Genomic DNA, 11,795 nt, shown 5'->3' with positions numbered 1-11,795 from the left:
TTGCCATAGCAGGTCGCGAAGAGCGCCACCTTGCCCGTGGTGGTTCCGGCCGGCTCGCCCGTCGCGGTCCGACCGATGCGCGCCTGCTCTTGCTTGCGCAGGGTCCGACTGCGGTATTCGGGGACGCGGGCGTCCCGATGGACCTCAAGGACCGCCTCCAGCGCGCGGCGCCCGAGCGGGTTTGCGTTGACCGCGTTCACGAGACCGTTGACGACTGGAATGCCAGCCAGCGCGCCGACCCGATCCGTGCTCGTCAGCACCCGATCGCGGAATTTGACCTTGCCCTGCCGGTACTTGACTGCCTTGGCCCGCAGCATCAGATGCGGAAAGTCGAGGTTCCACTCATGCGGCGGCACATAGGGACACTTAGTCATGTAGCAAAGGTCGCACAGATAGCAGTGATCGACCACCTTCCAGTAATCATCCTTGGCGACGCCGTCCACCTCCAGACTTTCGGACTCGTCGACCAGATCGAACAGGGTCGGAAAGGATTGGCAGAGGCTCACGCAACGGCGGCAGCCGTGACAGATATCGAAGACGCGCTCCAACTCATGGAAGAGCACGTCATCGTCGTAGAATGAGGGGTTTTGCCAGTCGAGGGGATGGCGGGTGGGCGCTTCGAGGCTTCCCTCCCGAATGGGAGTCGCCATGGTTCTCGCTCCATGTCAGTTTTTAGTGGTCATAACTCAGCTAAGAATAGAGATAGACGAAGCAGCGTTCCAATCGCCGCTGCAAATCGACATCATCGCCCTGCCCTTTTAAACCGCGTCTGTCGTGACGCCCGTTCGACCCGTCCGCGGACAAGCCAACGCAACAACGCGCGGTCCGGCCCCGGACGCGGCTTCGTTCACAGCAACTTTTCGATCGCCTTCACCACCTTGGCGTTCTCCGGTCCGGTGGTGCTGATGAAGTGATCGACGAGATTGCCGTTGCGGTCGATCAGATACTTATAAAAATTCCACTTCGGATAGGGTGCTCCAGCCGCGGCGAGTCGCTCGAACAGGGGGGCCGCCTTGCCTTTTTTGACGCTGACCTTCTCGAACATGGGGAACTCCACCGAATAGGTCAGGCGGCAGAATTTCTGGATCTCTTCCTCCGATCCAGGATCCTGATTGGCGAAGTCGTTGGACGGGAACCCGAGAACGACGAATCCCTGATCCTTATACTTGCGATAGAGTGCTTCAAGACCCTCGTACTGAGGCGTGAAACCGCACTTGCTGGCGGTGTTGACGATCAGGATCACCTTGCCCTGATACGCCTCGCAGAGGTTTACGGTCTCCTCGCCGGCGAGTCGGCGCACATCGAGATCCAGCAGGGACGAACAGCTTTTCGGATCGGCCGCCGCCGCCGTGGCGCTGACAGCGGCAAGGCCAAGCGCAAACAGAGTATTTTTCATGAACGAGCTCTTCGGTTGAGAATGGACGGGACAGGAAAATCAGGTCGGGCGGTCCGGGCGGGATTGCAATACCCGCACCCGCACCGATCATGTTTTCAACGCCTCAACCGCCTTTCGCGGGCAACGATCAACCACGGATAACGGAACGGATATGAACGATTGGGTCAAAGCAAAAGTCATCGGCAAACATCAGTGGGCCGAGGGTCTCTACAGTCTGCAATTCGACGCGCCGATCGCCGATTTCAAGGCAGGTCAATACATCAAGGTCGCGCTCGAAATCGACGGCGAACGCATCGGCCGACCCTACTCGCTGGTCAACGCTCCCCAGGATCGCCCGTTGGAGATCTATTTCAACGAGGTGCCCGAAGGCCCGCTGACCCCGCCGCTCTCCGCCCTGAATCCCGGCGACGAGGTCTGGATGACGGCCACGGCGGGCGGCATCTTCACCCTGGACACGGTGGAACCGGCCGAGACGCTCTGGTTGCTCGCGACCGGCACCGGGCTTGGCGTCTTTCTCTCGATCCTGCGCACCGCCGAGCCCTGGGAGCGTTTCAAGCGCGTGATCCTGGTGCATGGCGTGCGTCAGGCAGCGGACCTGGCCTATGGCGAAACCCTGGCCGAGATTGCCGGACGCTATGGCGAGCGCTTCAGTTTTGTTGCCGCCGTCAGCCGCGAGCGGGATCCGGGCGCCCTGCCCGGCCGCATCACGGATCTCCTGACCAGCGGTCAGCTTGAGGCCCAGGTCGGCGCGACCATCGACCCGGCGACCAGCCATGTGATGCTGTGCGGCAACTCCGCCATGATCAAGGACGCAAAGGCAATCCTGGAGGCGCGCGGACTCGTCCGTCATCGCCGTCACGCGCCGGGCCAGTACACCACCGAGCAGTACCATTGACCCGAATGCGCCCAGCGAACCGCAAAGGACGCGAAGAACACACGAGGTGATGTCATGCACGCGGACGCGATCGTCGTCGGGGCCGATTGGCGGGACTCGCCTGCGCGCTCAGGCTGCGCGCCAGCGGACTGGAACCGCTGGTGCTGGAGGCGGCCGATGGGGTCGGCGGTCGCGTGCGCACCGACCATCGCCAGGGATCAGTCGGCGCCCTCGATCCAGTGGGCGCTGCACTCCGGTCGGCGCGCGGGCGAGGAGATCGCCGGCGCATTCCTCGGCAAACGCGACGACCGCGACGCGGTGGAGCGGTAACGCTTTTTCCGCACTCGCCTTATCGGAGCAGGTCGGCAAGATAGGCTTCGGGCAGTTGAAAACGCCGGGCGAGTTCAGCGACGCTTGCGCGGCTGTCGCGCAGCTCCGCGATCCATCCATCGAGTCCCGTGGACAGCGGCTGACCGACCCGCTCGCCTTCAAGGGTCGCACCGTCGCGCAGGTCGTATTTGCTGGCGTAACCGCGTGGGGTGATCATCAACCCGTGGTGGACCTGGGTCTGGCTGTTGCCGATCAGGACGGTGGTGAGCATGCTGATTTCGCCCTCGCCCAACTCCGCCAGGGTGATAAGTTCCACCGTCTGGCGCGGACGATACGCCGACCGCACCAGTGCCACCGGCGTATCCGGGCGACGATGACAGAGGAATAAACGCTGGGCCTCCAGGATCTGGCGCGAGCGTCGTCCGCTCCTGGGGTTATAGAGCGCGACCACGAAATCCGCCATCGCCGCCGCGTTCAGACGCCGGGCGATGACCGGCCAGGGGGTCAGCAGATCCGAGAGCGAAATGGCGCAGAAATCATGACTCAGCGGGGCGCCGACCAGGGCCGCGCAGGTGGTCAGCGCGGTGGCGCCGGGGACGATTTCCACCGCGATGCCGGTCTCCGGCGTCCAGCCGGTCTGGAACAGCATCTCGTAGGTCAGCCCGGCCATGCCGTAGACGCCGCTGTCGCCGGAGGAGACGAGCGCCACGATCCGGCCCGACCGAGCCAGTTCCACCGCCTGGGTCGCCCGGTCCAGTTCCTCGGTCATGGCGCTGCGGACGACGGTGTGATCCGTGACGAGTTCTGCCACCAGACGCAGATAAGTCGCGTGTCCGATGAGCGTGTCGGCCTCGGCGATGGCGGCGCGGGCGCGGCCGGTCATGTGCTCCAGTCCGCCGGGGCCGATGCCAACCAGGAAGAGCTTGCCGGGGTGTGTCCTGTCAGTCATGGACGATCCTCGCGATGGAGACCGTGGCATGTTTGCCGTCGGCATCCTCGATCTTGTGTTTTTCCAGCAGCAGATCGCCGGCGTCCGCGCCTGCGGCCAGCAGCGCGGCCGCTTCGCTCACGGACGGCGTTCCGGTGTGTCGGCGGACGGTTTCCGATGGATTGGGCACCCGCATGGGAGCAAGTTGCTCGGCGCTATAGAAGCGGATGACCCAGCGGTGACGCTCGGCCAGCGCGGCGAGTCCGGGTTCGTCCGCTTTAAGATCGATGCTCGCCACCCGAGCCACCTGAGCGGGATCGGCGCCGATGGCGGCCAGGGCCTCGGCGACGGCGTGTTCCAGGGTGGCGACTGACGTGCCTCGGTCGCAGCCCAGACCGAGGGACAGGCGTGGGGAGGCGCTTGCCGACATGCCATTGACGGGGCGGCGCGTGAGTATCGCCTCCGTGTCCCCCTCCCCGCTGGGGCGAGGGGCTTCAGGCGCGCCAGTTGTTGGGCTAGCGTCGCAACCTGGCCGGTAGATGATCACCGGACCCGCAAACCCCGCGAGCCGGGGTAAGAGGCGATGGCTGATCCAGAGGACCGCCCGATAGGGCTCCAGAGGGAGCCTGTCCAGCGAGGCGAGACAGTGCAGGTTGTCGGGCAAAGGACCGCTGCGTCCGTTGGCATGGCCGGGCCACCAGCCGGGACTGCCGGCCTCCTGGATCAGCGCGACCGGTTCGCCGTTGACCATGGCGGCGCTCGCGCGCAGCAGATCCTCGGGACTGGCGTCCAGCGTCCAGCCCAGCTCGCGGCCGAGCAGATCCACCGCCAGCGTTTGTTGCACGTCCGAGGCAGTGGTGATGACCGGCGTCGCGCCCAGGGCCGTGGCGAGGCGTGCCGCCAGGGCGTTGGCCCCGCCCAGATGACCGGAGAGCACGGGAATCGCGAAACGCCCGGCCGCGTCGAGCGCCACCACCGCCGGATCCCGGTATTTGTCGCGCAGATGCGGCGCGATCAGCCGCACCAACGCGCCCAGCGAGAGGATGGCGATGAGTGCGTCGAACTCTGCGAGGAGAAGGGGGATCAGCTCCCGCGTCGGGTTGCCGTACCAGCGGATCGAGCCAGGTTCGGCGGGACGGCGGAAGGACTCCGGGGCGAACAGGTGCGTTCCGGGCATGGCCCCGAGGATCCGTCCGCCCAGGGCGATCCCGTCGCGGGTGATGGCCAGGACGGCGATCCGGTCGGGGTGGCGGGCGCGCAGGTCCGCGTCGAGGCATGGTTGCTGCGTCATCGTGCCGAACGCGGTGGACGACGCACCAACAGCAGGGACAGATAGGCGACCGTTGCGCCGCGCAGACGACCGACCTCCCGCACGATGCGTTCGTCCGGCGCGCCGACCTTTTCGATGAAGCAGGCTTGTTCCAGCAGGCCGCGTCGTTCGAGCAGATCCAGCAGCGGATCGAGCAGCGGTTTGACCTTGAGCAGAACCAGCGTATCGACCTCGTCGAGCAGGCGCTCGATGCCCGCGAGGCCAACGGCGGCGGGGATCACGGCGAAGGTCTCGCCCTCCTCCGCCAGCGGCTGCGCGATCCGCGCGGCGGCGGCGTGGAAGGAGGTGACGCCGGGGATGACCTCGATCCCGATCCCCGCGTCCAGCCCCCGAACGGCCCGCGCCAAATGGCCGAAGGTGGAATAGGTGGAGGCGTCGCCCTCGACCAGAAACAGCAGATCCCGCCCCTCGGCGAGTAACTCGGCGCAGCGTAGCCCGGCGCGGGTCCAGGCCAATGCCAGGGCCGCGGGCTCGCTGGTCATGGGGAAATGCAGCGCCTCCGCGTCCGCCGGCACCACGAGTCCGGCGCGGCGCGCGATCTCCAGGGCGTAGGACTCCGCGCCCCGGCCCTTGACCGGATAGACCCAGCGGGCGCCCGCGCCGAGCGCGGCCGAGGCGCTCGACCGCAGCGCGGACCAGGCGCGGCGCGTGATCAAATCCGGGTCGCCCGGCCCCAACGAGACGCCGATCAGGCGGCCGGGGCGATTGATGGGTGGTTCAGTCATTCAGGAGGTCTCCGGGACGTTCGGGATCGCGGTCAGAATCCACACCGGATTCAAGGCCGCCAGCCGATGCAGATCGAGGATGGGTTGACTGCGGGCGACGCCAAGCTGGATCAGATCCCAAGCGAAACCGGCACGGTCAAGCGCGGCGGTCGCGGTGGCGAGGTTTTCCAGCGTGACCAGATTCAGCACCAATCGCCCGCCCGGTCGCAAACGCTCCCGGAGCTGCTCGACGAGTTCGGTCAGCGCCCCGCCGGAGCCGCCGACAAACACCGCGTCCGGGTCGGGCCAGTCCGTCAGACCCGCGGGCGCCCGGCCCTCGAACAGGCTGTAGTTACTGGCGCGCAGCCGACGCGCGTTGGCCCTCGCATCGGCCGCCCGGCGCGCATCCTTCTCGATCGCCCAGACATGGCCCCGATGGACGAGACGGCTGGCCTCCAGCCCGACGGCCCCGGAACCGGCGCCGATATCCCAGACCCTACTGTCCGCGCGCAACCCCAGCTTGGCCAGGCTCACCGCGCGCGCCTCCAGTTTGGTAATGAGTCCGGCCTTGTCCCCATCGACGCTGGTCTGCTGGGCGAATCCGTCGTCCGTGAGACCGAACAGCGGCTCCCGCTCGGATTCGGCGCGGCGCTCGACGATGACCAGGTTGGGATCGGGAAAGCGACGCCCGGCCGCCTCCGTCAGGCTTAGATCCGGGAACAGCGCCTCATCCGGCCGGGCCAGACGGGCGGCGACCGACAGCCGGATCTCGTCGCCATATCCCAGGTTCAGCAGCGCCCGCGCGATCCGGTCCGGGCCGTTTGCGGGACTGGTGAAGGCCGCGACCAAGGGGTTCTGGCTCACGGCGCGGAGTACCCGATAGAGCGGATGCCCAGGCGTGGCGTCGAGCGCCCAGTCGCCGGCGGACAGGCCGTGACAGGAAGCGAGATGGACATCCTGCCAGGGACGCTTGAGACGGGCGAAGGCGAGTTGCACGGTCGAGAGCGTCGGCAGAATCTCCAGGCTGTCCGACCCCAGCGCGGCCAGCAACCGCCCCGCGAGGCCGTGACAGAGCGGATCGCCGGTAGCCAGCACCGCCACCCGGCGTCCCTCCGACCGAGCCTGACACACCCAGCCGGGAACCTGCTCCAGCGCGCCGTCCATCGCTAACCGTTCGACCCCCGGAGCCAGCTGAGTCGCGATCAGATCAAGTGTCCGCCGGGCGCCGATGACGCATTCCGCGCCTGTCAGCCGGTCGCGGGCGATCTTCGAGAGACCGGCCCAGCCATCGTCCAGGATGCCGATCAGCGAGCAGGGTTCAGACATGCGCATCCTCTACAACGGTGACGATGGGCAGGCCCGCGACATCGCAGGCCAGCACGGTAAGCCGATGGGGACCGGGATAGCAGCGGCGCAGACTCGAAAGCGACCGCCGCGCGAGCGCCCGATGCAACTCGACGCCCAGCCCGAGCGATTCCAGACGCTCGGCGGCGAAGCGGGCGGTCGCGGCGTCACGGATCAGTGCGACCAGAGCCGCTGGCGCGCCGATGCCGGCGGCGACATCGGCAATCAGATCGCGGTCGAGCGGCGCGCGCCAGGCGTGCGTGACCGGCAGACCCTGCGCCATCTTGGTGAGCTTGCCGACCATGGCCCCGACGATGAGGTGCTCCATCCGGTGCTTCACCGCCGCGGTGAAGGCGGCCTTCACGAAATCGCCCATCTGGATGAAACAGACCTCGGGCAGCGCCGGAAAGGCGTCCATGGCGGCCCGCTCGGTGCGCCGCCCCGTGGTTAGCGCCAGGGTGGTCTGGCCCTGACGGGCCGCCATTCCGATCGCCTGAACCACGCTGGCGCGGAAGGCCGCAGTCGAGTACGGACGCACGATGCCGGAGGTGCCCAGGATGGAAATCCCGCCCAGGATGCCGAGGCGCGCATTCAGGGTCTTGCGCGCCATGGCCTCGCCGCCGGGGACCGAGACGATCACCGCCAGTCCATCGCCCGCCGCCAGAATCCGCGCGCCGGCCGCCTGGACGTTCGCGACGATATTGTGCCGGGGCACCGGATTGATCGCCGCCGCGCCGACCGTCAGCCCGAGTCCTGGCAAGGTCACGATGCCCACCCCAGGCCCGCCGTCCAGCGTCACGACACCGCCGCCCCCGCGCATCCGGCGGACCTCGGCGGTCAGATGCGCCCCATTGGTGGCGTCCGGGTCATCGCCGGCATCCTTGATGGAGACCGCCCGCGCCCGGTCGCCCTCCACCCGCCCCTCGGCGATGGCGAAGGTCACGCGCTGTCCGTTGGGGAGCAGACACGCCACGCGCGTCGGCACCATGCCCCGCGCCAGCCCCAGGGTGGCCGCCAGCGCCGCCGCCGCCGCATTGGCCCCAGTGGTGTAACCGCTGCGCCCCTCGCGGCCAGGCCGCCGGTCGCCCTTGCGCACCGCAGGCGCCAGATCGGCGGTCGGCGAACCGTGATCGTCGTCCGTCATGGTTTAAGGTGATTTCCGGAAAAGGTCGATCATCGGAAAAGGTCAATCAATTCGCGTCGGTCCGCGCGCGCCTCGCATGGATGATGCGTCGTCGGCGTTCCTGACTCTGCCGCGCGAACCGTCACGACCGGCGGCCAGCGAGCAAGGCATCAAGCGTACCCGGAAATCCAATGACTCGCCACGAATGGCTGAACGCGGCGGTAGCTTTCCGGTCGGAGAAGGCGCAACGGTTCGGCTCAAACCGAGAACGGTTGACCGAGCATCCCGCTCGCCCCAAACAGCGCCGATTCACACCAGCGTATCCAGCGGGCTTTTCACCCCCTTGCCGCCGCGATTCAACACATGCGTATAGATCATGGTGGTCGAGACATCCGCATGGCCCAATAACTCCTGGACCGTGCGGATGTCGTAACCGGCTTGCAGCAGATGGGTCGCGAAGCTGTGGCGCAGAGCATGAGTGCCCGTCCGTTTCGTGATCCCCGCCTCGCGGGCGGCTCGATTCACCGCCTTCTGCAAGGCATTTTCGTGTAGATGATGACGGCGTCGCGTCCCGCCGCGCGGATCGGTCGACAGTCGGCCGCTCGGAAACACGTACTGCCAGCGCCAATCCTTCCCCGCGCTCGGGTATTTGCGCCCCAATGCCTCGGGAAGATAGACTTCGCCTCCTCCCGCCTGAAGGTCGGCCCGGTGCAGATCCCGCACCCGCGCCAGATGCGCGCGCAACTCCTCGACCGTCCGTTCCGGCAGCGGCACCACCCGATCTTTCCCGCCCTTGGCGTCGCGCACCGTGATCTGACCATACCCGAAGTCGACATCCTGGACCCGCAGGCGCACGCACTCCATCAACCGCATCCCAGTCCCGTACATCAGCGACGCCATCAGTCGCTGTGTCCCCGTCAGTCGCGCCAAGAGGGCCGTGACCTCCGCATGCGTCAGGACGGTCGGCAGACGCCGCGGGCGTTTGGCCCGCGCGAACTCGCCCAGATTCAGATCCTCGCGCTTCAACACCTCCCGATAGAGAAACACCAGCGCATTGAGCGCCAAGTTCTGCGTACTGGCCGAGACCTTGCGTTCCACCGCCAGATATTCCAGAAAGGTCGCAACCTCCTCCGCCCCGGCATCCGTTGCCTCCCGTTGTCCGATGGAACCGAGATAGCGCAGGATCCAATGCAGATAGGTTTGCTCCGTGCGGATTGCATAGCCCCGCGCGCGCAGGGTCCGGATCACCCGTTCCAGAAGCGGGCCATGCGTCTGGCGAAGCGACGCGAGCGATGGGTCGTCCGTGGCGAGCGTCTGACCGCCCGGTAGCGGCAGGTAGTCCCTTGCCACGGTCGGATGATTCGGCGCCAAGCCGCGCGCCGACGCCCGCCAGTGCTCCCAGTCCACTTGCTCCAGCCAGTTCACGCCCGCCAGGATGAACAGATTCCGTATAGCATCGACCGCCTGACGGAATTGCCAGTCCTTCAATCCAGGTTGGCGTCCCAATTCGGCGAGGTAGGCGTCCACGTTTTCGGGCGATTGATCCGCGAGTTTGCGGTCGGGATAGGCCGCGATGTAGTGCTCCGCACGGATCACCATCCAGCGGTCAGAAGGCGGCCGAACGCCTGATTCATGAAGAATTTTCAGATAGCGATCCCAGAAGGAGCGGACTTTTTCCTCATGGGTTGACGGGTTTTGCGTCATGGCTTACTCTCCGGCGAAACGTCACGGAACGCGGAATCTAGGGCGGGCAAGTCCGCCAGCGCTGACCGTGATAGTTTTGGAGATTAGGCTGAATCTGTCTAGTACGACAAACATGGAATCTGTCTAGTACCAAAATGACGGATTCTGTCTAATTCACTGTTAGGCTTTTCGCGGCCGGAACGGGAAGCCATAACCATTCATCTTCCGGCGACTCTGTTACTTGGAGAAACTATTATGAGCGATATCGGAACGGCGTCTAACACCAAGGCCACTCGATACGGTGTGATAGTCGCAGCACTTGTGTTGTGTGTCTGGGTTATACCCTTAACTGCCGCTGGACTGAATGGTAGCCCAACTTACCGCAGCTACAGTATTGAGAAGCCTGATAGCTTCGTAGACTTGGAAACCTGGGTCGAAGATACATGCTACGCGAGCACAGCTAGCTGTTTAGCCGGTACTTTAGAAGATGTAGATATCAAGAGCGGCGATGACGAAAACAAGAAAGCTGTCGGGTATGTCACAGAGGAGGATGGTGTTTACTACCGCAACACAGTTGTGGACGATGGCCTGCATCTTGCTGTCTATGTATTCGCTGACCCTGAATTGCAGTCTGTCAATCGCGAGGGACAGATTTCCCCAACAGTAGCGCGTACTACCAATTCAAAGGCATCCGCTGCTTCCTGCGACTCCCAACATAAATGCAATTGCGTTTTATGGGTGCGGAACTGTCGCGCATCCTGGCTGCCAACTGGGATGACCTATATATGGGAGAAGAAGGCCAAGAAGAACGAAAGCAAACCCGCATCTGGTCGCGTTGCCATACATGACATTTACTACCCTTACGGTCATGTAAGTTATGTTAAGAAAGTAGACGGCTCAAAGATCACCATCGAAGAAGCTAACTATTCATCTTGTAAGGTAACGAGCCGTACAAAAAAGCCTTCAGAGATGGGTGTCTACGGGTATATCAAGAAGTAGAAGCCTAACCTTCGCCTAAAAAGCGAGCGCGCGCCACGGGCGTCGTGCTAATACTCAGCGTCATCAGGGCGCGCGCCGCTTTAGGCTTTACGTTAGGCTTCGCGAGTCAAATCCCGAAGCCGATCCCGACACCGACGGAAAATCGCCTCGTCGCCCCATAAATCAGCGAGGCTATCAAGCGATGTCAGCGCATGGCGCACTTCGGAAATGATCGCATCCCATGCCGCATCAAACCCGACATCAAACGATGGATTAATCTGCGACGGAATATCATTAGGATGCAAATCACCATGCCAGTCGTCCCATGCTTTTTTCTTCTCGTCTCGTTTGTTCACATCAAACTCCGTTGCGGATCATGAAATCAAAAATATGAGCAGCAAAGCCTAATTGTAGTTAGCGTCGGCAATGTTGGCGCCCGCAGCAAGAAGAAGAAAAAAAAAGGGCGGAGCACTATGAAAGGCCGTCACGACTGATAGCACATCGGCCCTCTGAAAAGGCCGTCAAAGCGAGTATAACCTTGGCGTTATACCACTGCATGCACATTCTCGATTGAGGAATATATGAAAGCAAGTGAAGCTAAAGCCGAATTACTAAGAGTGGAAGGTATAAAAATGGTCAAAATGGCTAAAAAAATAATAAAAAAAGCAATAGCTAATGGTGAAGACCATACAATCTTAGACTGCAACAGTCACAGCGTTGCTAAATATCTCAAAGAAGAATTAGAAAAACTGGGATACAGAGTTGGGATTACGGGCTTGACTGAAGTTCATATAAATTGGGGATAAAGCTAATGGAAATGAGGGACAGACCACGCGAACATCACGAACATCAGGGTCAAGTCTTGCAATCAAACATGGACCTAACAAGCGGTTTAAGAGCGGACCCCGCAGACGCGGCGGAGCTTATTCTACAATGCCGTGCCAGCGGGGCCGCTTAACCTAGTCGTTAGGCTTCCCCGCTACACGAAAAATCGCTGTAGTAGCGAGACTCCCTGATCGACATTGCCTCGTCCGCGAAATCAAACGCCAGGTTGGCGAACGTGCGCTCTTGGTCCCTCCCTCCCCATTCAGGGGGATCTGTCCGC

General features: G+C 63.6%; 12 protein-coding genes and 2 pseudogenes. 5 read left to right on the top strand and 9 right to left on the bottom strand.

What is annotated here, in order from left to right; genetic code table 11:
* Both QZY07_RS23320 and QZY07_RS23315 read right to left on the bottom strand, forming a co-directional pair.
* Positions 1-650: pseudogene (locus QZY07_RS23320) on the bottom strand (Fe-S oxidoreductase); the annotation flags it as partial.
* Positions 651-847: 197 nt separating this feature from the next.
* Complete coding sequence (locus QZY07_RS23315; RefSeq protein ID WP_295408122.1) at positions 848-1,396, bottom strand: glutathione peroxidase; 549 nt, start codon at positions 1,394-1,396, stop codon at positions 848-850.
* Between the two features lie 151 nt (positions 1,397-1,547).
* Here QZY07_RS23315 and QZY07_RS23310 point away from each other — a divergent pair, with 151 nt between their 5' ends.
* The 3 genes and pseudogenes from QZY07_RS23310 to QZY07_RS23305 all read left to right on the top strand — a co-directional run bounded on the left by QZY07_RS23310 (position 1,548) and on the right by QZY07_RS23305 (position 2,600).
* Positions 1,548-2,291, top strand: coding sequence for a ferredoxin--NADP reductase (locus QZY07_RS23310; RefSeq protein ID WP_295408120.1), 744 nt, complete (start codon positions 1,548-1,550; stop codon positions 2,289-2,291).
* An 86-nt stretch (positions 2,292-2,377) separates the two neighbouring features.
* Positions 2,378-2,437, top strand: a pseudogene (locus QZY07_RS27580) (hypothetical protein); the annotation flags it as partial.
* A gap of 10 nt (positions 2,438-2,447) precedes the next feature.
* The gene (locus tag QZY07_RS23305) at positions 2,448-2,600 is read left to right on the top strand and encodes a hypothetical protein (protein WP_295408124.1); all 153 of its coding nucleotides are present in this window, start codon (positions 2,448-2,450) and stop codon (positions 2,598-2,600) included.
* A 19-nt stretch (positions 2,601-2,619) separates the two neighbouring features.
* Here QZY07_RS23305 and cobJ read toward each other — a convergent pair whose 3' ends face one another.
* The 6 genes from cobJ to QZY07_RS23275 all read right to left on the bottom strand — a co-directional run bounded on the left by cobJ (position 2,620) and on the right by QZY07_RS23275 (position 9,733).
* Complete coding sequence (gene cobJ / locus QZY07_RS23300; protein WP_295408118.1) at positions 2,620-3,549, bottom strand: precorrin-3B C(17)-methyltransferase; 930 nt, start codon at positions 3,547-3,549, stop codon at positions 2,620-2,622.
* Positions 3,542-4,819 (bottom strand): cobalamin biosynthesis protein, encoded by a 1,278-nt coding sequence (locus QZY07_RS23295; RefSeq protein ID WP_295408115.1) that lies wholly within the window; start codon positions 4,817-4,819, stop codon positions 3,542-3,544. The genes cobJ and QZY07_RS23295 overlap by 8 nt, the downstream gene beginning before the upstream one ends.
* A complete protein-coding gene (cobI, locus tag QZY07_RS23290; RefSeq protein ID WP_295408113.1) occupies positions 4,816-5,583 on the bottom strand; it encodes a precorrin-2 C(20)-methyltransferase in 768 nt (255 codons plus the stop codon). The genes QZY07_RS23295 and cobI overlap by 4 nt, the downstream gene beginning before the upstream one ends.
* Entirely contained in the window at positions 5,584-6,888 is a 1,305-nt protein-coding gene (cbiE, locus tag QZY07_RS23285) for a precorrin-6y C5,15-methyltransferase (decarboxylating) subunit CbiE (RefSeq protein WP_295408111.1), read from the bottom strand.
* Positions 6,881-8,050, bottom strand: a complete 1,170-nt coding sequence (locus QZY07_RS23280) for a cobalt-precorrin-5B (C(1))-methyltransferase (protein ID WP_295408109.1) — start codon at positions 8,048-8,050, stop codon at positions 6,881-6,883. Before QZY07_RS23280 ends, cbiE begins: the two co-directional genes overlap by 8 nt.
* 288 nt (positions 8,051-8,338) lie before the next feature.
* The gene (locus tag QZY07_RS23275; protein ID WP_295408107.1) at positions 8,339-9,733 is read right to left on the bottom strand and encodes an integron integrase; all 1,395 of its coding nucleotides are present in this window, start codon (positions 9,731-9,733) and stop codon (positions 8,339-8,341) included.
* A gap of 234 nt (positions 9,734-9,967) precedes the next feature.
* On the opposite strand from QZY07_RS23275, the gene QZY07_RS23270 reads away from it, so the two are divergent.
* The gene (locus tag QZY07_RS23270; protein WP_295408105.1) at positions 9,968-10,711 is read left to right on the top strand and encodes a CHAP domain-containing protein; all 744 of its coding nucleotides are present in this window, start codon (positions 9,968-9,970) and stop codon (positions 10,709-10,711) included.
* A 92-nt stretch (positions 10,712-10,803) separates the two neighbouring features.
* Here QZY07_RS23270 and QZY07_RS23265 read toward each other — a convergent pair whose 3' ends face one another.
* Entirely contained in the window at positions 10,804-11,046 is a 243-nt protein-coding gene (locus tag QZY07_RS23265) for a hypothetical protein (RefSeq protein ID WP_295408102.1), read from the bottom strand.
* A gap of 225 nt (positions 11,047-11,271) precedes the next feature.
* On the opposite strand from QZY07_RS23265, the gene QZY07_RS23260 reads away from it, so the two are divergent.
* The gene (locus tag QZY07_RS23260; RefSeq protein WP_295408100.1) at positions 11,272-11,496 is read left to right on the top strand and encodes a hypothetical protein; all 225 of its coding nucleotides are present in this window, start codon (positions 11,272-11,274) and stop codon (positions 11,494-11,496) included.
* Positions 11,497-11,795: the final 299 nt, after the last annotated feature.

The organism is uncultured Thiocystis sp. (genome assembly GCF_903866365.1).
Taxonomy (GTDB): Bacteria; Pseudomonadota; Gammaproteobacteria; order Chromatiales; family Chromatiaceae; genus Chromatium.
Note: the sequence above shows the minus strand (reverse complement) of the source record. Positions and strands in the feature narration are given on the sequence as shown.